We start from the raw sequence: 21,554 nt of genomic DNA on the forward strand, positions 1-21,554 counted from the left end.
CAGACTTTCCTGTCTGTAACCTTTCCTTAAACCATTGATAAGAGATTAATAGTTTTTTGCAAATTAGCGGTTCTATTCTAAAAACGGATGGGGATTCCCTTTCTTTCTTGCTATTTTGACAGGTAGAAACGAGATTAAAGGAGACGTAAAAATGGGTTTGTTCAAACTGGTTAAACAAAAATTATGTACTCATGAATGGCATCGTATTGGCCGCGAAGGCAGTCTAATCGTTGGAATCTATTGTCCGAAATGTGAAAAAGAAGAGCATGTTGCCGAGGAACGCTGGGAAGAACTAAAGGAGATAGAGAAGGTCCGAAAATCATACCGAGGGCAGCAGCATTAGCCAAACACAAAAAGCTTGATTTATCCGAGACAAATCAAGCTTTTTGTTTTCCATCACGCTTTATGAAGCGATACAGACCAAAAAATGTATTGAACAAAATATCCGATATAACGATTCCGCAGGCAATTCCTATTGCACAATAACCGACATTCAAAAACCCCATAATAGCGGCATCATAGTCATTCATGGTTAGATGGCGAAACGCCTGGAAGGCTGAAATGCCCGGCACAATAGGGACTAGACCAGGCACATAAAAAACGGTCAAAGGCATCTTGAACATTCGCGCAGCAATTTGCCCGGCAAAGGCTAGCAGCAAGGAGCAAACCACACTTGCTTGAAAGATTCCATACCCATTGGTGCTTAAAAGAATGTAGCCCATCCATCCAAGCATCCCTACGATTCCGCCCATCGGGATAGACTTCTTCGGCACATTGCAGATGATGGCGAATGAGATGGATGATAAGAAGCTAAAGACCATATGAAAAATGAGATTTAACATCCGTAATGACTCCTACTGTATGAAAATATAATAAACCGTCGCTATTCCTGTTCCAATGGACCCAGCAATAAATATCCCCTCCACCATACGGATGGAGCCGGAAATATAATGCTTTGCCAAAATATCTCGTATGGCATTCGTAATCGCTATCCCCGGAACCAGCGGAGCCACCGTTCCAATCATCACAGAGCTCAAATGACTTCCGACCATTCCGTTGACAAAGAAAGCAGCCAAACCGCCTAAAAAGGCGGCTATATATTCTGTTATAAACGGTATTTTCAAATATTGATAGCCCAGCAAATACGACACATAACAAACCAAACCGCCAATCATGCTTGCTGGCAAATCTATAAAGGTGCCATTCATGATTAGCATAACACTGCCGCTTAGAATCGCTGTGAAGATCAATTTCATCGTGAGGGAATAACCCATCTTTTCCCGGTCGACCTCCTGCAATTTTTCATACACTTCTTCAAGAGTAAGGAGGTCTTCAGTGAAAAGACGGGATATTTGATTCACTTTTGTAATTTTATTCAAATTATGATCGCGATTATCAATTCGGATAAAATTGGTATTATTCATATCCGTTTTCACGAAAATCCCACTTAAAGTTATGTAGGTAAAGGTCTCCTGATTTCGCTCCACGCCGAGCGCTTTGGATATCATCCTTTCCATTGTGTCCTCTACCCGGCTTGTTTCCGCTCCGTTTTCAAGCATGATTTTGCCGGCTAGAAGACTGGCCTTTATTAAACAATCATTCTGACTGGATGCCAAACGTATCACTACTCCGCTTTAGATTATCAATTCTTTATTAATATATTGTACAATAATATCTTGGAAAAGCTAGACTCATTTAGTCCTAGCTTCCTGCCTTTTTCTGATAAACTGCTATAATAGAAGAATGCTTTCATATAGGAGCCCCATCTAAAGAATGAATCAGGAGGTTTGCAAGTGGAATTTATCGCGATTGATTTCGAAACAGCCAATCAATATCCGAATAGCGCATGCTCTATCGGAATCGTCTATGTCAATAATCAAAAAATTGCAGATGAGAAGTATTTCCTTATACAACCACCTATCATGAAATTCGACCGCAAGAATATGGAGGTGCATGGCATAACGCCTGAGGCCGTTAAGGATGCGCCTGCATTTAATGAAGTTTGGAAAATAATCGAACATGACTTTAAAGACACCATGATTATTGCCCATAATGCCTATTTCGATATGAGCGTCTTACATGCTTGCCTGAAGGAATACGATTTAGCTATACCCGAATTAACCTATTGCTGCAGCATCCCTATTTCTAACCGGGCAATTGGGGGACATCGTGTCAGACAATCACTTAAGGAGCGGACCCGTTATTTTGGCATCGACCTAGAAGAACATCATCATGCCTTAGCTGATGCAAGGGCCTGTGCAGAGCTTGTGCTAAAAAGCATCGAAGCAAGCGGTCAGCCATCCTTTCCTGATTTTCTTGAAGCTCACCCTTCCTTGCCTATTAAGCGATTATCTCAGTTAAGGCCAATGAATGCCTTCACGAAGGAAAAAGCTCCAGTAACCAAAAAATATAGCAAAACCGTTAAAATAGGTGATATAAAACCAACGATTGACCCAGATGAAAATAACCCTCTCTATGGAAAGACCTTTGTCTTTACGGGTGACCTTGATTCGATGAACAGAATTGATGCCATGCAGACAATCGTAAATTTCGGCGGTATTCTTAAATCAAGTGTCAGCAAGAAGACAGATTATCTCATTATAGGGAGACAAGATCACTCAATAGTTGGAGACCAGGGAATCAGTTCGAAAGAGAGTAAAGCACGGGAACTTCAGGATAAGGGCATTCCAATCGAGCTGCTCGATGAGTCTCGTTTTCTAAGGCTGCTAGCTGAGGCCAAAAGCGGCCACACTTCAAAAAAATTAATCTAAAAAAGCGGCTGGGACAGAACTTATAAACGATTCCGCAAGACAAACGATAGCTTCCTTAATAGACTTTGTTAGGATATCTATTGAAACAAACAAAAACCCGAACTATTAAGCGTGATAAAACTATCACCTAATAATTCGGGTTTATTATTGACTGAAATACTGATACCTCAGCCCTTTTATGTTTTTATTTATAATTCATTCAAAAATTCCCTGACTTGATCAGGTGTTTTGGCATTGGCACTGTGCAAATGTGCAATTTTCTCGCCGTTCTTATATACCAGCAAGCTCGGAATTCCCATCACATTATGTTCCTCAGCCAACTCAGGGAACTCATCCTTATCTACCATATACCATGTTTTATCCGCATGCTCGGCCACAATCTCATCTATGAACATATCTAGCCTTTTGCAATCCGGACACCAGGTTGTCGTAAAGATTTCCACGGTGAGCTGGTTATTGGAAATTTGTTCGTTAAATTCCTCTATTGTCTGTACCTTCTTCATTTCAATTCCTCTCTTTCTGACTAGTCGCTCTTCTTATTTTACCTCAAGCGTTAAAAAAGAGAAATGAATCAATTCGCATTTTCCTTTTCAATCTCAGAAAGTGGAATTCCGGTTGATTTCTCAAACTCCTCTAATGCTTTTTGAATTGTGTCATCTGATAGTCCATCAGTCCATTCAGAAATCTCCTTGCTGTTCCCCTTTTCAGGATTTCCAATGTAAACCTCAATTGGTTCACCTTTATATTCAACCTTGGTCTTTGGCAGCTCATCTTCCGTTGACTCACTTGATCCGGCATAAATGGAAGTCGCTGCTGCATATCCCAATCCGATTACAAGCAGGAACCCAATCGTGGTCTTCGTGAATTTTCTCATTCTTTCACTCCTTATTTATCACTCGAGTCATTAGTTAACGGTTAACCTCCATCCAACCTTCTTGATATTATAAGTGAATTTTGTTAAAGCTTACGCTATATGTGGAGGAAACATATCGCTGACTTTCTAAATAAACCAATCACTCCTTACTACCATTTCCATTATCTTCTAAAACAAAACCTATAATCAATGGTCCATTGGAATTGTTAATACCTTTTTCCTTAAAAGATTTACGGATGAAACACGAGGGATACCTCCTTCTTTCCCCTGAATCCTCCACATAGATTGATTGACATAAATCGGCTAAAATGACCATAATATGGGGTATGAAATTTTTACCTTGAGGAGATTGAATATGATTAGTGTAAAGAAGGGGCTTTCAACAGAAATGAGTCCCCTGTATGACCCTTGGGAAGCCTATATGGATGTATCTCAATATGGTAAAATGACTCTTTCCAATATAGAGTTCACTACTACCACCCTATGCAATATGCGATGTGAGCATTGCGCTGTCGGTTATACATTGCAGCCAAAAGACCCGAATGCACTGCCGCTAGAATTATTGATTCAAAGACTTGAGGAAATCCCACATCTGCGCTCCATCAGCATTACCGGAGGGGAACCGATGCTTGCTAAAAAAAGTGTCGAGAGCTATGTCGTGCCATTATTGAGGTATGCATCTCAACGAGGGGTCCATACCCAAATCAACTCGAACCTTACCCTGCCGCTTGAACGATATGAATCAATCATTCCTTATTTAGATGTATTGCATATTTCCCATAACTGGGGAACGATTGATGAATTCGTTGAGGGCGGGTTCGCGATGATGGAAAGAAAACCATCCTATAAGCAAAGGGAAGCCCTTTTCCAGAATATCATTGACAACTCCATTCATTTGAACCGGGCAGGAGTTCTTGTCTCTGCGGAAACCATGCTGAATAAGCGCACATTGCCTTATTTGGAGAACATACATAAACAGATTACGGAAGAAATGGGCTGCAGAAGACATGAAATTCATCCCATGTACCCGAGTGATTTTGCCTCCGCACTAGAAGTTTTGTCCTTAGATGAAATTAGAGCAGCTATTCATCGATTGCTCGATTGCAGGAATGAGGACGTATGGATGCTCTTCGGCACATTGCCTTTTTATCCTTGCAGCAATAACGATGAGGATCTTAACCTTCTGAAACGCCTGTACGCAAGTAAGAATGTGACCATCCGAAATGACCCGGATGGTCGCTCCCGCTTGAATGTCAATATCTTCAACGGAGAAGTAATTGTGACCGATTTCGGCGATGCCCCGGCACTCGGCAACATCCTCCACCACTCCTTGAAGGAGGTTTATGAGAAGTGGATGAATACAAAGCTAGCCCGCTCGCTTAACTGCCATTGCCCAGCAGTGAAATGTCTCGGACCAAACGTGCTCGTGAAAAATGCCTACTATCCAAATGAGGACTTCAACAGCCTAAAATCCAATTTATAGCTAAATGGATATTTACATAAAAACAGCGCTTAACCCTATCCGGTTAAGCGCTGTTTTTAAGTTAGAACCATGATTGTATAACTTTATAGGCTTGATTATGTTTTTTAATATAAGCAGTAGCTTTACCGTACTTGGCAAATCCGCCTTCACCTTTATTATAGGCACTTAATGTAGCTTCACGAAGAGCTGTTCCTTTATAGCCTTTTTTAGCATATTTTTTCTGCAAATTTGACAGCATATATGTACCCCAGTTCATGTTTACCTTTACATCATATGGGCTGTTTTTGGTTTTCGTCACTTTAGCCAAATTTTTATGATTTACTTTATTAATTTGGAATAAACCATAGTTTGAACCGCCTTTAGCCTTAGCTTTGAAATTACTCTCATGCTTAATAACGGCTAATGTATGCTTATAGTTCAATCCTCTTTTTACACAAAGGTCATATAAATATTTCTGTTGAGATTTAGATAATGGAACTTTACTCGAATACTTGAAACCAGCTGCTTCAGCTGTATTCGACGTTCCCGGTATAGTTGTACTAAAGACAAGAGCAACAACAAACATAGAAAGAAGAAACAGTTTCAGCAGTTTGTTTCCTTGATTGTTTTTCATACATACTCCTTTTGGTTTAGGACTTTTTCTTAGCATCTAGCTTGCTACTCTTGTACTATACCAAAACCAAAACAAAGAAATATATTAATTCATCAGAATATAACGTTAATGTAAGGCTAATGTATTCAATGTAATAATTACGTAATAAAACATCACTTAAATATATACAGAATAATCGTTTTCCCTACCATGGGTCTCTTTTGGTAACTGCTGAACACCTTGTTTGACTTATATAAACAATCGATAAAAAGCAGGTGTCTGCAATTAGCAAACACCCGCTTTCTATTGTAAAATCTCGTTAATTAAATTCTAAAATAATGGTCATACCACTTATTCTCAATAAATTTTCCTGGCTGCTGTTGCTCTCTTAATTGCTTGAACATTCGCCAAATGAATCCCCTCGTGAAATATAGTCCTAACTAATACTTGAGCAATTGTTTGCATTCCCGATTCAGTTGTCGGGAATTGCTCATCAAGCCGCTCCCCATATAAATCACGAATCATAAACGGCTGAATGGCCAGCAGCTTTTTTAAATAATCCAAACTTGGTATATTCTCTCCCCAGTCCAAAGGACTTGTTCCGTAACCGAACCATTCTACGAAATTCTTCGGCATGACGACCTCTTCTTTTGTCAAATGCTGAATCCATAAATACTGATCCACATAAACATGACCCATATGCCAGCGAATATTATTCCGATACCCTTCCGGAATCATATCTGCTTCCTCTTCTCCAACACTCGAAACCGTTTGTAGAAATTCATGGCGATAATCGGCTAACTGCTTAATCAGAACTTCATGCCTTTTTAGCATACTTCATCCCTCCAAAGCTCTTTATTACTAAATAAACATTCGCCCGATGCAAACTTAACTCCTTCCGACTTTATAATCATCTAAATGTATTATATAGAAGAAACACGAAAACACCCTATTTATAGACCCTCTTTTATTGAATCTCCCGCATGTCTTGAAATGGGTAAAAAACATATTTCCCTTTCCCGATAATCCGCTCCTCTTCAATAAACCCAAGACCATTCCTGCTGTCCATACTGACTGTCCGATTATCCCCCATCACAAAATAACAATGCTCAGGAACCAGTGTGGCACTAAAGTCATCTGTACTGACACCATCTAGATATGCTTCGTTCCACTTTTTATCATTGATGTATAAATCCTCACCCTTTACTTCTATTTTATCCCCTGGAAGTCCAATCACTCTCTTTACATATCGTTCATAGCCATCACCTTTTATGACGACAATCTCCCCGCGGCGATAGGAAGCTTCCCAACGTACGGGTGTCACAAGTATTTTCTCTTGATCATGCAAGGTGGGTTCCATCGAGAGCCCCTCCACCTTATAAGGTGTCAGCAAAAACATCCGTATCATAACAATTAAAAGAACCGAGGCAATTAATATCTTAATTCCACTCCAAATACTTGCGCCCGAACCTTGTTCCTTTACTATCTGCCGTCCATCTCCTCTCTTTTCTTCCTTACTATTAAGCTCACCTTTATTTTAATTCATCTATTTTCATTAGTTTGTCGAATTCTAGAAGCGAGCATAAACTTATCCTCTTTAAACGGAAGAGTTGCACACCGCTAAATAGCACTTCTTTCAATTTTTAAAGGTGAGGAAAATTTCAACAACTTTTTCAAAAAAAGCTTAATTTTTGTCAGATATTCGTATATACTATAACTATATCTTTCTCAATTGGTAAATCGAAAAAATTGATTGATCCCTCGACCCACTATTCTGTCATGGAAATACAATCGATTTTACATTTTCAACCAATTTTGAGTCCTATCTTCCAATTTTCAAACCTCTATTTTAGATTTTTCGTCATTTTTTCAATGAAAATGAACTTACATTTTTTACCATTTACGACAGTAAATGGATATTTGTGTTACATTTATGACAAAAAATCACTTTTAACCAATCTAACTCAAAGCCTATCATACCAATAAATCATCCCTTTTTTCGCCTTTATTTATCTGAATTTTCAGATAAATAGACATATTACTGACATAATAGCGTTATATCGGTAACGAATTTATCATCTGCTCGTTATTACTTCTTTTGGATAAACCTGTTAAGATTGTCAATGTTAGCTGATACAAACAATTTTAGGAGGTTAAAACTACATGAAGAAGACTTTATTATCGTTTGTAGCGGTAGCTTCCATCACCGTTGCTATGAGTGGGCAAAAAGCATCCGCTCAAGAAATTACAGTAAAAAAAGGAGATACTCTCTGGGGAATATCTCAAAAATACGACACTTCAGTAGATAATATAAAAAAACTGAACGGTCTCGATTCAGACACAATCATCGAGAACACTAAATTGGTTGTCAAAAAAGACACACCAACTTATAAAGTAAAAAAAGGAGATAGCTTGTGGAAGATCTCCAAAGAAAAGAATGTATCTATTAAAGACTTACGTTCTTGGAATCAATTAAACTCTATTGTGATACATCCAGGACAGGTTCTTAAACTAGCAGGTGATGGTCAAGCACCCGCAACAAACAAGAACACAGCTGCTGCTAAACCTGCAGCAAAACCTGCCGTAAAACAAACTGCTCAACCAACAGCCAAGAAAGAACCAGCAGTACAGAAAACAGCAGCGACTGAAGCTAAACCTAGCGCCGGCAAAACCCTTACAGTATCAGCAACAGCCTATACGGCCAACTGTAACGGATGTTCAGGTACTACAGCCACAGGCGTTAACCTTAAAGCTAACCCAGATGCCAAAGTTATCGCTGTAGATCCAAATGTCATTCCACTAGGCTCTAAAGTCTATGTTGAAGGATACGGATATGCTACTGCCTCTGATACAGGCGGCGCGATAAAAGGCAATAAGATTGATGTTTTCATTCCTTCACATGATGCAGCGATGTCATGGGGACGCAAAACAGTCCAAGTTCAAGTATTAAACTAAATACCTACTGACTAGACACCTCTCGAGTTTACATCCAGTTCTTGAGAGGTGTTTTTTTATCCTCTATTCCCAATCGAGAATAATAGATACTCAATGTTTATCCTTCACCTTTTATTCCGATTCACTATCTTTTTGCAGCTTCATATTAAATTCTTTCAGCTTTTGGCTGACGGTTTATATATTTATACCTCTGTTTGGTAAGCGCTTAACCAAAATTCCATTTTTTCTATATTTTATTCTCCTATCCTCTTAAATACTGTTTCCGCAAGCTACCTTTTTGCGTCCTTTTTGTTTATTCGATACAATATTGACGTAATCAATTCAAGGGAGGATATGGATATTGGGGATTTGCAGAGATTGTTTTGACGGCAAAATTTATGATGAACATCATCAACAATACGAAAATTTAGATAGAGAGATTATTCGTCTGACAGAAGTCAGCCATTTTTCATACGAGGAAGCCTTTAAGCGTGCGATTCGTCTATATCCAGCTGTCAAGAATTGTCCTGAGTGTAACGGCACAGGAAAAATCGGCGATTAAGATGATTCTATTTCATTACTTAAGGCCAAATCATATTAGATTTGGTCTTAAGTATTGTTTTAGAAACAATGATGTATGTTTCAACACTTTGGGATTCTAGCAGCCTCATACTACCTCTATACAACTCCAACTAAAACCGCTCCCTTCCTCTAGACCCTTCCTTTCACCTTGCTGCTACAGTTGGAAAATAACTCAAAAGTCCATTCCAGTTATTTTACTATAGAGAAAAATCCAATTAATCTATATAATTAAATACTATAAGATGAAATGAGTGTACTCACTACTTAACTGGAGGGATATTGAATGAAAGTCATTATGTATAAAAAAGACGTGGATCACTTTGTAGAAAACTTTAAATCAATCTCTTCTTTTGATGAAGAGGGAAGCAAATTTTATTTCGTCTTTGAAGATCATATTAGAGGCGGACAATGTACACTGATGTTTTATGAACATGAACAGAAATGGACCATCCATGGAAAAGGAACCGATTATTGTGATGTTTCCGAGACTTCTTTAACCAACGAAGAATTAAAGACCATTATTTACAAACGCAGGAAATATATAAACAATGTCATTCGCACCATGCGAATGCCTGTCATGTCTTGATTGACTCCTGCACTTACCAACCATCTGATAAGCACATCATCCGGGGATGATTCATTCCCTCAGTCTGTAGACAAAACCCATTAAGGGGTTTTGTCTACAGTTTTTTTATACTCTCGCACCCCCATATGGTCTTGAAAGCTATTTTCGACAGAATGGGCTCTAGCTTTCCGTAGGGATGCTGCTTTCGCCAGCTCTCCTTCGGCAAGAGCTCCGTACCGAGAGTCTCGCCCATTCTGCCAAAAATAGGAGTCTGCGCTTCATAAAAATTAGCACGTACAAAACAAATTCCTCATTTTTGTGTAATAGTTAACTATTCTTATCGAAGGGGATGATGACATGTTAACCAAATATACCTCTAAAAACCGCGATTAATTAGAAATGATTACATTAGATCAGCCCGTACCCGAGAACCATAAAGCAGAAGCCACCATTGATTTCTCCTTCGTTTACTCATAAGTCGAGGATGCTTATTCGGCTAAACGAGGTCTCCCCAGTATTGACCACGTTACCCCCCCAAATCATTTGCTATTCAGGCTAGAAGGAATACCGCTGCTCTTTATAAGTTGTGTTCCTCTTATACATATCCCTTTTCTCACCAGAAGGTAAAAACGCTTAAGTAAAGTCATTTATTTTATCTCAATTTATAAAGCCCTGCTTTTTTACTCAAATCAGCTACTTTTAATCACATATTATTCAATAAGTCAATATATTTTAGGAAATAATTATAACAATTTAGTGAAATTATCACTTTCACAAACCTATCCAGTATAGTAAAATTATGTAAAAGGTCTTGCGAAGGAGGAATGAATGATGTATGTCACTATGGCATTCGCTTTAGCTGTCTTAATTATCGCCCTCTGCTTCCTTGTCACAGCTAGCAAACGAACAGATAGAATCCTGTATTCTGTTGGGATTTTCATGTTTATGTTGTTCTTTTACCGCGTCATTTTCCAAGTAGCCTATTCTATAGGCGGTGAAGCTGTATCATCAAGCATCCTTGTCTTTCACACAACTCTCATGGCTGGCAGCCTATTGCTTTTAATATCCGGCTTAATTATGAAAGCGATTCCAATGGCCGTGGCCGAAAAATAAAATTTATCTTATATGATAAGGCAGGCTCATCATTTCGTGCGAGCCTGTCTATTCGTATTTCTCTACACCTGATAGCTTTTGCCTAGTATTAAACCGACCTTTACTTTCTGTTAAGGGGATGAACAGTAAATTATTTTAGGCTAAGCACCCACCATTTTTTCGTTCGAACACGCGCTTCGGCGACTCCCTCATAGGCTCTTAACCCCTTATTTTCCCCTCACTAATAAATACCTGATCATTTATACTAAGCGGATTTTAATTCTATATCCACTCCTAAGGTGAGCTGCAACTAAGATTCATGGTTAGTCTATAAAGTAAAATATATTAATATAAAGAAATAAACTATAATATACTGTTCACCTTCTTTCTAATACCTCCTTCTTTACCTATTTATTTATAGGATATAAATCTATTCTCCAGGCGAATCCAAAACTAAAAATACTTATAAATTTCCGTCACATTATATATTAGAAAAATCTTTTTAGATATAATAGATATATACATACTTAGGGAGGATTGACATGAACAGCATGAAAAGAAAAAACTTAAATATTCTCACGCTAGCAATACTCGGCATTTTGCTGGTTAGTGGAGTAATAGCCTACGTATTGTCTTATTCCCGCTACACATCTGAAATTGATCAACTGACAAATCAAATCGAGGGTTTACAGCAATCCTTGGCTGAACAAAAGAAAGAAAATGAGGATTTACAAGCAAGTATTCTAGAGGCGAAGAAAACGATTACTGCACTTGAAGAACAAACAACGAAGTCTGACTTAACGCAAGATTATCAATCTGACAATGAGGCAGCTGAAGCAAATAAAAATCAAGCTACAGCGGATTCTTCAACCACCAAAAATGAGGGAGCCTCAGTACCATTGGACGAAGAAACAGATTCAGATACTCATTCAGAGGAGCCAATTTTCTCAGAACCAACAGAAGCCATTGAGCTTGTTAAAGAATATATTGGATACGCCAATGAATCTAATGTTCATTTTGATATAGAAGGCAATGTCCCTGGCAGCAGCGACATCTGTATTCATGTGTATGAGGTTGTTGATGACGGAGAATCCCAGCATACCGCAACGCGAGGCTGGTATGGAGTAAATCTAAATTCCAAATCTGTTTATGATACCGACGGACTATAGGACAAGCCTTTGGTCCTGAGCAGGGCAAAAGAATGACAATAATGCATCGAATTGTTGTTCAGAAATGTTGTTCTTTACTTAAAATTCATAAAAACATTAATTATTGTAATTATTAGATTCATTTTACACCATTTTACTCGCTCATTTAGCTCTTTTGTCCTATAATAAAAATATACAATACGTTTCGTAAAAAGGTGGGATCTATAATGACATCTTCTTTTGGATCCAGATTAAAAGAATTACGTAAAGAGAAGCGTTTATCACAAGAAGAGCTGGGAACTATCATCGGGGTAGCCCAGTCCACACTAGGCTCTTACGAAAGGGAGACACGCGAACCAAGTATTGAAGGTTTATTACAATTGGCTCACTATTTTGAAGTCTCTGTTGATTATCTGTTAGGAAATTCGGATTTGAGAGAGCCAGCCACTACTTCTCATCCATATGGATCCTATGATTTACATCAACTATTTCATGATAATGAAGTCATTCTATATGGCCGAAGTTTGAGTGAGGATGAGAAACAGCGGCTACTGGATATTTCCTTAGGTTTATTTTATCGATAATAATTTAGAAAGAGGAGCCGGCACCCACAGCTTTTGGGCAGCTCCTCTTTTTTTGATTATTGGGCCAGCCTAAAGATTGCTTTGCCTTTTAGCACATCAGCACCACTTTGATTGGACGCTGAAACCTGAAAGGTTAATAATTGATCATCCTTCGACTCCAGCTTAGCCTGCAAGGTAACGATATCTCCCAAAAAGACCATCCCTCTGAAACGGATTTGATAATCTTGCAGGAATCCCTCTTCATAATAAGGAGTGAATAGTTTTGTCAAATTCCCCATCGTCCACATGCCGTGCGCAATGATTCCAGGTAGACCAAGCCGCTTTGCTTCATCTTCATCAAGATGGATTGGATTATGGTCTCCTGAGGCCTCTGCGTATTGAACTAGAACATCAGGTGTGACCGGAGGCAATTGGACCGGAGCAATTCCTTCACCAACCTTTAGCTGTTCAATTGTGTTCATTGATTCATCCCCTTTATAGCAGCCTCATTAATAATAATGACAACGGTCGAAGAAAAGATTGGTTTCCCTTCGGCGTCCTCCCCGTTGTTTTCGATGCGCATGATTCCCATCCTGCCATTTTTTCCTTCTCGTTCCTTATAATCAGCTACTCTCGCGTAACAATATACCTCATCCCCTACAAGAAGAGGCCGTTCATAATGATAAATCTGTTCCCCATGAATCAGTCCTTTTGGGGGAAGCGTCAATCCTTCTATCTGGCCATAATTAAACACTCTTGGATATGTAGGAGGTGCCAGATTGCTCCCGTACCTTGAGGAAGCCCCAGTCGCTTCATCTACATAAATCGGATTTTCATCTCCGATTGCACGGGCAAACTGCTTAACCTTGTTTCGGTCAATCACATTTCTAACTCGTTCTGATCGCTTTCCTATTGCCGCCTCATACATGGACAATCCTCCTTAATTTTTCGGACCTCCGGCTACATATAGTACTTGTCCGCTGATAAATGATGATTTTTCATCCGCAAAGAATGCTACGGCATTTGCGATATCCTCCGGCTTCCCGCTTCTGCCAACAGGAATGACAGAGACACTTGCTTCAATCAATTGTTCAAATGTGATACCGATTCTCTCGGCGGTTGCTTTCGTCATATCTGTTTCAATAAAACCAGGTGCTACGGAATTAGCCGTTATCCCATACCTTCCTAATTCAATAGCCAATGTTTTCGTGAAGCCTTGCAGTCCGGCCTTCGCCGCTGAATAATTGACTTGACCACGGTTCCCAAGTGCTGAGGTAGACGAAATATTAATGATTCTCCCATATTTCTGTTTAACCATATGAGCTTGAACCGCTCTTGTCATATAAAAGGAGCCTTTTAAATGAACATCCATCACCATTTCCCAGTCTGCATCTTCCATCTTATAAAGGAGATTATCACGGATGACTCCAGCATTATTGACAAGGATATCTATATGGCCGTATTGCGAAATCACTTCTTCTACCGCTTCATTTACCTCAATAGAGGAAGTGACATCCGCTTTCCTTGCAAATATCTCGTAGCCTTTTGAGCGAAAATCCTCTGTGCATGCCGCCAAAGCTTCCTCATTCACATCCAGCACGACTACTTTCGCTTTCTCCGAAGCAAACTGTTCGGCTATCGCTTTGCCGATACCTCTGCTTCCTCCTGTAATCACTGCTACTCTTCCGTTGAACCGTTCACTCATGAAATAAGCCTCCATCCCTTCATGTAATCGCTTACTATTTCGACAAAAAGCTTCCATTCTCCTTCCTCTTTGCTGAATTAACAAAACCATTGGACGTCATAGGCAAGCCGGGTCAGCAGAGTGACCCGCTGACCTGCTTTTCATATAAGGGATAAATCATGATTACTTGCTGAATAAATTTCATCAAGCTTCTTGCCCTTTGCCCGACTTAGCACATCCATCCTGACCTGCAATTGTTTCAGGGCGAAATTCATGACTTCATCCGGTTCCGCTCCAAATGCATCTAAATCTCCATCGACAAATCCTTCTTCTACGATTCGCAGAGCTAAAGGCGCCATCACAGCCATTCTCTTCATGATGACATCATCGAGAAGATGTGGATGCTCACAAATCAATCTTTGTAAAAGGAAGGTCTCATATCCTATATGCCTGGACTCATCCCGCTTCAAGTTCCCGATGCCCTCCAGCAAGCCAGGCATAATCCCTGACTCTTCCAATGATTTGTAAAAGGAAAAGTAGCCAGTCTCGGCCAGAACACCTTCAACGAACATATTATAAACAGTAGAAGCGTCAGCGATCGCTTCTGGCGATTGGTCCGTGATCAATCGCTCCATTGCTTCCGGCAGAATAACATGAAAAACCTGCTTATAGGTATCACTTAGCAGCGTATTCAATTCGCTAATGCCTCTCCCCTCCTGTTACCGCGTTATCTTAAAAATAGGAATCTCCCGATAAAGCGCTTATACAAGATGAGACAGCTTTGTGTTTATTTCTCCAAGTGACCTATAAAATCCTACTAGACGATTTATGTTCATAAAAAAACACCCAGTTTTCACTAGGTGCAAAAAATAGGGGTTTAACTATTCATATGATAGCATGGCTTGCTAGCCCAAAATCATTCTTTTGGGCATAATCACGGTTCTGCCGCACATTGAATCATTACTCCTAAGTATTATGTATGCAATCTTGCCTATTTCCATTATGTATTAAAATTCTGCCTGGCTTAATTTACTGTCATAGATGCTTTCAGGATTGGAGATAATCTTATAATTACCGTGGCGAACAACTGTCTTAGGAGTCTCATAGTCAAAATAGGTCGCCACATCTGTGTCTATATCTACGATACAGGATAGTTCCTTCACTAGAGAAACCTTGCCAATGATTTGCAGATTCCTTCGCTTAAACTCCACCAAATCACCAATATTCGCCATATTTGCGAGTAAATCTTTATTGAGTTGCCCTTTCTCCATTACCTTTCTCCTCCTAATGACCGTATTTGTTTACGATTACATGACTTTTATACCATAAAAATATTTAAAAAAGTGTAAATTATAACTTTATACATAAATTTATCACATTTAGTATTGAGAATCAATTAAGTTTTCAAAAAACAGAGCCATATTACTCATTTTTATGGCAATGGGTAAAGTGTGTTATGAAAATTCTGAATACTTATATAGTAACATATTATCTTATGAGAAAACGAAAACCCGTCAAATGAATTTGACGGGTTGTTGTTAATCATTATTTCATGCTCATGAGAAAATTATCAATCTTATTCTTTAAGGTTAAGGCCTTGTTATAGCGATGCATCAACAAGGTGGTCTTACATTCAACAATAATCGAAGTATCATGGGATAAATAAATGCGTGTATGCAAACCGTCTACTCGCTCGCATCCTTTATAATGTTCAAGAGCTATCCACACACATTCTGCATGCAGGCAAGCTTTCGTCGGAAACATGTAAATCTCATATTGACCACTTATCTGCAAGGGGAGCGCATAGCTTCCGCCTAAATGGTGTTTGCGCTTTTTACTGCACCATCATAATTAGAACCATAACGAATGATACTTTCCTTAATAATTTGGATAGTAGGCATTTGTATGATTGATTCGCCGCTGACTGAAAAGATCTTCGTTAACGGATATCCATTATCAAATACCGGGTATAGGGCTTGAGTGCCAGCCCCTATGTAATTATTTATATATGCATTCACTATATCCACCTACTCAGCAAAATTGTCACTCTTATAAACAGTATTATTGGTAACTCGTAGCAGTTTAATTCATATTGCATCCGTATATCTCTCTACTATTAATCATCCATTTATCCTACTCACCCTCTTCCTAAAAATAGGACTTTAAACCCACCCTTCCAATATTATACATTAAATTTCAGAATTATCCAATTTTTTCCTTTGCTTTTTATTACGAATAGCTTTTATCTAAAATATTATCTATTGAAAGGTCCCGTTTCGTAATGTTGAAATCTCCCTCGGAAGCGAGCTTCTATACGATAAGAGCCATTAAAAAAGATAGAGAATCTTAAAGATTCTCTATCCCGGTTAATCTTGAACTATTACTCACCCAGTATTACGTAAGCCAGCTGCTATTCCATTAATTGTATGCAGGACTTGAATGAGCAATTCAGTGTCTCTCCCGTCCTTTTCCCTTAATTCATGAATTAAGTGAACCTGTATGAAATTAAGCGGGTCGACATATGGGTTTCTGCGATGAACAGAATCCTTGATATTTGGCGTTTGTTCCAGCAGCTCCACATCCTCTGTGATTTCGAGAAGCACCTGCTTAGTAAGATTGTATTCTTCCACTATATTAGTAAAGATTCTTGAACCAATTTCATGATCGCGTACTAAGGCTGCATATTCCTTGGCAGTCTTTAAATCAGCCTTCATCAGCGCCATCTGCAAGTTATCTATTGTCGAACGGAAGAAAGGCCAATCTTTATACATTTCTCTCAAGGTATATATATGACTATCCGCCTGATCGATGTACCACTTTAAACCAGAGCCAGCAGCATACCATGCCGGGAATAATTGTCTGCTTTGTGTCCAGGCAAATACCCATGGAATAGCTCGTAAATTCTCGAATTTATCGCTATTCTTCCTGGCCATTGGACGAGAGCCGATATTGAGCTCCCCGATTTCCTTCAGCGGAGTAGCCTGGTTAAAGTACGTCAGGAATCCTTCATCTTTAAATACAAGAGATTGATATTTCTTGTAGGAAACAGCCGATACATCTTCCATGATCTTTACCCATGCCGGATCGCGGAAATGGCCTTGTTCAGAACGCTTTGAAACATTCGCAGCTGTTTCAATCAAGGTTGAAGCTGCTTGCTCTAGTGAGCGAGAGGCAATTTCTTTAATAAGATATCGGGAAGATAGCACTTCTCCCTGCTCTGTAATCTTCACCCCATCTCCAAGCGTCTCAAGAGGCTGGGATAAGAGGCTCCTGCTCAGAGGGCCGCCTCCTCTTCCAAGTGAGCCGCCTCTTCCATGAAAGAACTTCGTTGAAACACCATATTCCTTCGCCATATCATGTAACTCGATTTGAGCCTTGTACAGTTTCCAGTTCGCCGTTAGCGTTCCGCCATCCTTGCTTCCATCTGAATAACCAAGCATAATTTCTTGCTGATTATTCAAGAGCTGCAAATGATTTCGGTAAACCGGCATATCGAGCAAGGTCTCAAGAATTGCTGGGCCATTGGACAGGTCCTCAATGGTCTCAAGTAAAGGCGCTACGTTCAAGTCGCTCTCGACCGTGCCATCGGCATGGAGTCTATATAATCCTGCCTCTTTTGCTAGAAGCAGCACCTCAAGTAAATCACTTGCCGACCTTGTCATACTGACAATATAGACACGGATCGATTCCTTTCCAAATTCTTTGTGTGCCCTTTTAATTAAATCGAAAACCTCAATCATTTCCCTTGTTTCCTCACTATATTCCTCACGATCGAGGACTATAGGACGGGGGTCGGTAAGCAAATTATTAAGAATCGCCATTTTCTTCTCTTCTGATAGGCCTTGGTAATCCTTCTCCACATTCACCTTCTTCAAGATTTCTGCCAAGGCGGCAGAATGCTCTTCACTATGATTCCTTATATCCAGCGTTCCAAGATGGAATCCGAATAATTGAACCTGACGGATAAGCTTCTGCAGAAGTTTTAATTCATGTGCTTTAGGATGATGCCCATAAATACTGTCTTTAATCATCAATAAATCGTCCAGCAATTGACTGGATTTACCATATCCTTTGTTTTTATCTCCAACCATGCGCAGACGCTCAATCATAACCGCGAGCATTCGCCGGTATACCTCATTATGTACAGGCCATCTCTTGTCGGCTGTGATATAGTTCTTCTCGCCGTGTTCTACTGCTTGAAGAACAGATTCACTAATCTTTGTTCGCGCATTGGAGTGAGATAAACGCTTCATTAATTCAATTAATCCCTTTTCATACTTCTTTAAGACGAGTGACCGATGGCGTATCAATGTTTCCCACGTAACATCCGACGTTACGAACGGATTGCCATCTCTATCCCCGCCAATCCAGGAACCGAAGCGAAGGAATGTAGGCACGTTCCAGTCATCCTCGGAATAATGTTTATTCAGGCTTTCTTCCACCTCTTGATGAATGTCGGGTAGGACATCAAAAAAGATTTTATCAAAATAATAGAGACCATTGCGCACTTCATCAATGACTGTAGGCTTTCTGTCCCTTAGTTCATCGGTATGCCATAAAGTCGTAATTTCATTATATAAGCTTTCTTCAATATTTTTTCTTTCCTTATTTGTTAATAGAGGGCTATCTAAGCGAATAAGCAGATTGGCTATCCTTTTCTGTATTTCTAGAATGGACCTCTTTGTTGCTTCGGTTGGATGGGCAGTGATAATTAAATCCAAAGATAAACGCTTTAGCACATCCTGGATGATTTCACCGGATATTTGTTTATCCTTCATAGATTGAATGGCCTGTTCAATGGATCCAGGCTGCTCATTATCCGTGTTTAATTGATAGTCTCGGCGGCGGCGTATCCGGTGATTCTGTTCAGCCGCATTAATCAAATGAAAATAAACGGAAAATGCCCTGATAACCTGCATTCTCATATCAGGTGACAAAGAAGCTATTTCTCTTTTCAATTCATGATATGTCTCATCCTCGACATGAAGGCGAAGGGACTTGCACATGATTCTGATTCGTTCAACTGTATCAAATAGTTCATTCCCGCCTTGGTAAATTAAGATTTCCCCTAAAATATTGCCGAGCATCTTAACTTCCTTGCGAAGGGGCAAACTTGTATCCTGCTTTGTTACCATTAAAACCCTCCTCGTCCCTAATAAATCGTGTTGTTCTGAATATTCAGTCTTTATTATCCATCCTTCTCACAATTAACAAAGAATACCAACACTCTCTATTATTCTAATCAAAATCTGGTATTCTCACAAATTTTTACCCTTTATTCCGTTATATTTTACCAAAATTTTTCGACATATGGAAATAATCAATTAAATATATGTGAACAATGTTTAATTTTAATCTATAGGCAAAAACACTTCTAAAGATGTATTAAGACTATAATTGTTTATATTTTCTTCAGTTTTATTTGATATAAATCTAAATGAACAAGCATCCTTTGATTTTTTTCGACCTCTGCCTACATATTTAGTTACTATTAACAGATTTTTAGAATTATTTGTAAGTTACTAATTTCTCAATGGTACGTTACACTAAACATATCGACGTCCATAGCGAGATCAAATTTAGAATTGGGGAAATAAAATGAGACCATTAACAGATATCCAGCTGTATGACTTTTTAAAAGAGAACAATGATTCCATTATTAAAGATATGACAAACGTACAAATAAGCCACGAAGGCCGTTCTATGGATGTTTCAAAAGAAATCCCAATCATTACAACCAAAACCATCACGAGTCGATTGTTGGACAGCTCTCACTTTTTTGAATCCCATTTAAACGAGTGGCTAGCGGTAGTCAAAAGCAATTTATACCTTAATTTTTCTGTATCCTATTTGGCTGATCTACTGACAAATTATCGTCAAATTTATTCCCTATATATTGAACAATTTATCCTGAGTCAAGAAACTTCCATAAAGCCCGAATTAGCCTGTCATTGGCTTCGGGTTATTAATGAAGGGTTTGACCGTCTCTTCTCTCTCTTTATTGACCAGATGGATAAAGCTAAAAACACGCAATTATCCAAGCAGCAAAATCTTATTAATGAAATAAGCACCACTGTTATTCCACTCATCGGGAACATAGGAATTCTTCCTTTAACCGGGCAGATGGATGCTAATCGCTTTGAATTTATTCTAAGTGCTGTTCCTCGGCAATGCATCAGCTTAGATGTGAATCGTCTTTTCATTGATATGTCAGGAGTCCCTCTCATGGATGCTTTTATCGCTGAACAGCTTTCTAAACTGACCAAGATGCTCAGCATGCTGGGCATCTCCGTTACAATCTCCGGCATGAAGCCTGAAGTGGCCCTTTATACCGTCCAATCCGGCATTGATCTAAGCCAATTTTCCACGGCAAGCACCTTAAAGCAGGCCCTTCGTAACTCTGGAATCAGCCTCACAGCTATATAGCCAGCATTCTTATTTAAGACCTCTGTTAAGGGGTCTCAGACTGTAGACAAAATCCCATAAAGGTTTGGTCTACAGTTTTTTTATACTCTCGCACCCATTATGGACTGAAAGCTATTTTCGGCAGAATGGACTCAGCGAACCGTGGGGGGAGCTGCTTTCGCCAGCTCGCCTTCGGCAAGAGCTGTCATCAGCCTGCCTCCTTCTCCCACAGGAGTCTCGCCCATTCTGCCGAAAATAGGTGTCTGCGCTTCATAAAAACAGCAATCACAAAGCCAAAACTTCCTCATTTTGGTATTATAGAGTTAACGATCTTATCGAAGGTGATGATGACATGTTAACCAAATATACCCCTAAAAACCTCGAACGATTAGAAATGATTACATTAGATAAACTGGTCCCTGAGAACCATCTGGTCTGAAAAGTGGAAGCCGCCATTGATTTCTCCTTCATTTACTCATTAGCCGAAGATGCCTATTTGGCTGAACGAGTTGCCCCAGTATAAATCCCGTTGTCCTCAACTTAGGATCTTGAAGTATTTCAGTCAAAGATAACTCCTGACTATTAAGGAATATATTAATATATATTACGTCTAATCGTTGGCCTTTTAAGTTGTATTCAATACATTTGTTTATTTTGCATCTCATTATTCATCACTAGTGGAATGGAGCGAAAGCTACTCGACTCCTGCGGGAAGTAGAGGAAAGGCTGAGACCCCGCAGGCGTAGCCGAGGAGGCTCTGCTTCCTCCCCGCGGAAAGCGAGTGGCTGTAGCGCAATGCAACGGACTTTTCTCCAATGAAACTCATTAAGAAAAAACAAAAGCTATTATGATTTATTTAGG

Annotated in this window: 23 protein-coding genes and 1 pseudogene; 10 read left to right on the forward strand and 14 right to left on the reverse strand. The window is 39.3% G+C overall.

The window, feature by feature from the left end; translation table 11 throughout:
• Positions 1-151: 151 nt before the first annotated feature.
• A complete protein-coding gene (locus CYL18_RS07695) occupies positions 152-343 on the forward strand; it encodes a hypothetical protein (RefSeq protein WP_104848907.1) in 192 nt (63 codons plus the stop codon).
• Positions 344-377: 34 nt separating this feature from the next.
• Here the strand turns inward: CYL18_RS07695 and CYL18_RS07700 are convergent, their stop codons facing one another.
• Positions 378-842 carry a threonine/serine exporter family protein gene (locus CYL18_RS07700; RefSeq protein WP_104848908.1) on the reverse strand — a complete coding sequence of 155 codons (465 nt, stop codon included), beginning with the start codon at positions 840-842 and terminating at the stop codon, positions 378-380.
• Between the two features lie 12 nt (positions 843-854).
• Complete coding sequence (locus CYL18_RS07705; RefSeq protein WP_236636316.1) at positions 855-1,616, reverse strand: threonine/serine exporter family protein; 762 nt, start codon at positions 1,614-1,616, stop codon at positions 855-857.
• A 177-nt stretch (positions 1,617-1,793) separates the two neighbouring features.
• Between CYL18_RS07705 and CYL18_RS07710 the strand changes: the two genes are divergently transcribed.
• The gene (locus tag CYL18_RS07710) at positions 1,794-2,771 is read left to right on the forward strand and encodes an exonuclease domain-containing protein (protein WP_104848909.1); all 978 of its coding nucleotides are present in this window, start codon (positions 1,794-1,796) and stop codon (positions 2,769-2,771) included.
• A 188-nt stretch (positions 2,772-2,959) separates the two neighbouring features.
• Here CYL18_RS07710 and CYL18_RS07715 read toward each other — a convergent pair whose 3' ends face one another.
• Together CYL18_RS07715 and CYL18_RS07720 are read right to left on the reverse strand one after the other, a co-directional pair.
• A complete protein-coding gene (locus tag CYL18_RS07715; RefSeq protein WP_104848910.1) occupies positions 2,960-3,274 on the reverse strand; it encodes a thioredoxin family protein in 315 nt (104 codons plus the stop codon).
• Positions 3,275-3,342: 68 nt separating this feature from the next.
• The gene (locus CYL18_RS07720) at positions 3,343-3,645 is read right to left on the reverse strand and encodes a hypothetical protein (protein WP_104848911.1); all 303 of its coding nucleotides are present in this window, start codon (positions 3,643-3,645) and stop codon (positions 3,343-3,345) included.
• A gap of 355 nt (positions 3,646-4,000) precedes the next feature.
• On the opposite strand from CYL18_RS07720, the gene yfkAB reads away from it, so the two are divergent.
• Positions 4,001-5,128: a radical SAM/CxCxxxxC motif protein YfkAB gene (gene yfkAB, locus CYL18_RS07725; protein ID WP_104848912.1), complete on the forward strand. Its 1,128-nt coding sequence runs from the start codon at positions 4,001-4,003 to the stop codon at positions 5,126-5,128.
• A gap of 61 nt (positions 5,129-5,189) precedes the next feature.
• Here yfkAB and CYL18_RS07730 read toward each other — a convergent pair whose 3' ends face one another.
• From CYL18_RS07730 to lepB, 3 genes are all read right to left on the reverse strand, one after another.
• Complete coding sequence (locus tag CYL18_RS07730; protein ID WP_236636319.1) at positions 5,190-5,741, reverse strand: transglycosylase SLT domain-containing protein; 552 nt, start codon at positions 5,739-5,741, stop codon at positions 5,190-5,192.
• 336 nt (positions 5,742-6,077) lie between these two features.
• Positions 6,078-6,554, reverse strand: coding sequence for a DinB family protein (locus CYL18_RS07735; protein WP_104848914.1), 477 nt, complete (start codon positions 6,552-6,554; stop codon positions 6,078-6,080).
• A 133-nt stretch (positions 6,555-6,687) separates the two neighbouring features.
• A complete protein-coding gene (gene lepB / locus CYL18_RS07740) occupies positions 6,688-7,206 on the reverse strand; it encodes a signal peptidase I (RefSeq protein ID WP_104848915.1) in 519 nt (172 codons plus the stop codon).
• Positions 7,207-7,883: 677 nt separating this feature from the next.
• On the opposite strand from lepB, the gene CYL18_RS07745 reads away from it, so the two are divergent.
• From CYL18_RS07745 to CYL18_RS07770, 6 genes are all read left to right on the forward strand, one after another.
• Positions 7,884-8,675 carry a LysM peptidoglycan-binding and 3D domain-containing protein gene (locus tag CYL18_RS07745; protein ID WP_104848916.1) on the forward strand — a complete coding sequence of 264 codons (792 nt, stop codon included), beginning with the start codon at positions 7,884-7,886 and terminating at the stop codon, positions 8,673-8,675.
• 340 nt (positions 8,676-9,015) lie between these two features.
• Positions 9,016-9,216: a hypothetical protein gene (locus CYL18_RS07750; RefSeq protein WP_104848917.1), complete on the forward strand. Its 201-nt coding sequence runs from the start codon at positions 9,016-9,018 to the stop codon at positions 9,214-9,216.
• A gap of 303 nt (positions 9,217-9,519) precedes the next feature.
• On the forward strand, positions 9,520-9,822 hold the full coding sequence (locus tag CYL18_RS07755; RefSeq protein ID WP_104848918.1) for a hypothetical protein: 303 nt from the start codon (positions 9,520-9,522) through the stop codon (positions 9,820-9,822).
• A gap of 807 nt (positions 9,823-10,629) precedes the next feature.
• On the forward strand, positions 10,630-10,914 hold the full coding sequence (locus tag CYL18_RS07760) for a hypothetical protein (protein ID WP_146102830.1): 285 nt from the start codon (positions 10,630-10,632) through the stop codon (positions 10,912-10,914).
• Positions 10,915-11,435: 521 nt separating this feature from the next.
• A complete protein-coding gene (locus tag CYL18_RS07765) occupies positions 11,436-12,062 on the forward strand; it encodes a hypothetical protein (RefSeq protein ID WP_104848920.1) in 627 nt (208 codons plus the stop codon).
• Between the two features lie 206 nt (positions 12,063-12,268).
• Positions 12,269-12,625: a helix-turn-helix domain-containing protein gene (locus tag CYL18_RS07770; RefSeq protein WP_104848921.1), complete on the forward strand. Its 357-nt coding sequence runs from the start codon at positions 12,269-12,271 to the stop codon at positions 12,623-12,625.
• A gap of 56 nt (positions 12,626-12,681) precedes the next feature.
• On the opposite strand, the gene CYL18_RS07775 is transcribed toward CYL18_RS07770, so the two are convergent.
• The 7 genes and pseudogenes from CYL18_RS07775 to ppc form a co-directional block, all read right to left on the reverse strand.
• Positions 12,682-13,086 (reverse strand): MaoC/PaaZ C-terminal domain-containing protein, encoded by a 405-nt coding sequence (locus CYL18_RS07775; RefSeq protein WP_104848922.1) that lies wholly within the window; start codon positions 13,084-13,086, stop codon positions 12,682-12,684.
• Positions 13,083-13,532 (reverse strand): MaoC family dehydratase N-terminal domain-containing protein, encoded by a 450-nt coding sequence (locus tag CYL18_RS07780; RefSeq protein WP_104848923.1) that lies wholly within the window; start codon positions 13,530-13,532, stop codon positions 13,083-13,085. The genes CYL18_RS07775 and CYL18_RS07780 overlap by 4 nt, the downstream gene beginning before the upstream one ends.
• A 12-nt stretch (positions 13,533-13,544) precedes the next feature.
• Positions 13,545-14,309, reverse strand: coding sequence for a 3-oxoacyl-ACP reductase FabG (fabG, locus tag CYL18_RS07785; protein ID WP_104849073.1), 765 nt, complete (start codon positions 14,307-14,309; stop codon positions 13,545-13,547).
• 140 nt (positions 14,310-14,449) lie between these two features.
• A complete protein-coding gene (locus CYL18_RS07790) occupies positions 14,450-14,983 on the reverse strand; it encodes a ferritin family protein (protein WP_104848924.1) in 534 nt (177 codons plus the stop codon).
• Positions 14,984-15,295: 312 nt separating this feature from the next.
• Complete coding sequence (locus CYL18_RS07795; protein ID WP_236636321.1) at positions 15,296-15,559, reverse strand: DUF2187 family protein; 264 nt, start codon at positions 15,557-15,559, stop codon at positions 15,296-15,298.
• A gap of 274 nt (positions 15,560-15,833) precedes the next feature.
• Positions 15,834-16,315: pseudogene (locus CYL18_RS19700) on the reverse strand (competence protein ComK).
• A gap of 357 nt (positions 16,316-16,672) precedes the next feature.
• The gene (gene ppc, locus CYL18_RS07810; protein ID WP_104848927.1) at positions 16,673-19,423 is read right to left on the reverse strand and encodes a phosphoenolpyruvate carboxylase; all 2,751 of its coding nucleotides are present in this window, start codon (positions 19,421-19,423) and stop codon (positions 16,673-16,675) included.
• Between the two features lie 463 nt (positions 19,424-19,886).
• On the opposite strand from ppc, the gene CYL18_RS07815 reads away from it, so the two are divergent.
• On the forward strand, positions 19,887-20,714 hold the full coding sequence (locus tag CYL18_RS07815) for an STAS domain-containing protein (protein WP_104848928.1): 828 nt from the start codon (positions 19,887-19,889) through the stop codon (positions 20,712-20,714).
• Positions 20,715-21,554: the final 840 nt, after the last annotated feature.

Origin of the sequence: Pradoshia eiseniae (assembly GCF_002946355.1) — a bacterium.
GTDB lineage: Bacteria > Bacillota > Bacilli > Bacillales > Pradoshiaceae > Pradoshia > Pradoshia eiseniae.

What these genes read in the sequence shown, in the direction of transcription:
- CYL18_RS07695 (WP_104848907.1), top strand. Translation starts at nt 152, where the DNA reads ATGGGTTTGTTCAAACTGGTTAAACAAAAATTATGTACTCATGAATGG.
- CYL18_RS07700 (WP_104848908.1), bottom strand. Translation starts at nt 842, where the DNA reads ATGTTAAATCTCATTTTTCATATGGTCTTTAGCTTCTTATCATCCATC.
- CYL18_RS07715 (WP_104848910.1), bottom strand. Translation starts at nt 3,274, where the DNA reads ATGAAGAAGGTACAGACAATAGAGGAATTTAACGAACAAATTTCCAAT.
- CYL18_RS07720 (WP_104848911.1), bottom strand. Translation starts at nt 3,645, where the DNA reads ATGAGAAAATTCACGAAGACCACGATTGGGTTCCTGCTTGTAATCGGA.
- yfkAB (WP_104848912.1), top strand. Translation starts at nt 4,001, where the DNA reads ATGATTAGTGTAAAGAAGGGGCTTTCAACAGAAATGAGTCCCCTGTAT.
- CYL18_RS07730 (WP_236636319.1), bottom strand. Translation starts at nt 5,741, where the DNA reads ATGAAAAACAATCAAGGAAACAAACTGCTGAAACTGTTTCTTCTTTCT.
- CYL18_RS07735 (WP_104848914.1), bottom strand. Translation starts at nt 6,554, where the DNA reads ATGCTAAAAAGGCATGAAGTTCTGATTAAGCAGTTAGCCGATTATCGC.
- CYL18_RS07745 (WP_104848916.1), top strand. Translation starts at nt 7,884, where the DNA reads ATGAAGAAGACTTTATTATCGTTTGTAGCGGTAGCTTCCATCACCGTT.
- CYL18_RS07755 (WP_104848918.1), top strand. Translation starts at nt 9,520, where the DNA reads ATGAAAGTCATTATGTATAAAAAAGACGTGGATCACTTTGTAGAAAAC.
- CYL18_RS07760 (WP_146102830.1), top strand. Translation starts at nt 10,630, where the DNA reads ATGATGTATGTCACTATGGCATTCGCTTTAGCTGTCTTAATTATCGCC.
- CYL18_RS07765 (WP_104848920.1), top strand. Translation starts at nt 11,436, where the DNA reads ATGAACAGCATGAAAAGAAAAAACTTAAATATTCTCACGCTAGCAATA.
- CYL18_RS07770 (WP_104848921.1), top strand. Translation starts at nt 12,269, where the DNA reads ATGACATCTTCTTTTGGATCCAGATTAAAAGAATTACGTAAAGAGAAG.
- CYL18_RS07775 (WP_104848922.1), bottom strand. Translation starts at nt 13,086, where the DNA reads ATGAACACAATTGAACAGCTAAAGGTTGGTGAAGGAATTGCTCCGGTC.
- CYL18_RS07780 (WP_104848923.1), bottom strand. Translation starts at nt 13,532, where the DNA reads ATGTATGAGGCGGCAATAGGAAAGCGATCAGAACGAGTTAGAAATGTG.
- fabG (WP_104849073.1), bottom strand. Translation starts at nt 14,309, where the DNA reads ATGAGTGAACGGTTCAACGGAAGAGTAGCAGTGATTACAGGAGGAAGC.
- CYL18_RS07795 (WP_236636321.1), bottom strand. Translation starts at nt 15,559, where the DNA reads ATGGAGAAAGGGCAACTCAATAAAGATTTACTCGCAAATATGGCGAAT.
- ppc (WP_104848927.1), bottom strand. Translation starts at nt 19,423, where the DNA reads ATGGTAACAAAGCAGGATACAAGTTTGCCCCTTCGCAAGGAAGTTAAG.
- CYL18_RS07815 (WP_104848928.1), top strand. Translation starts at nt 19,887, where the DNA reads ATGAGACCATTAACAGATATCCAGCTGTATGACTTTTTAAAAGAGAAC.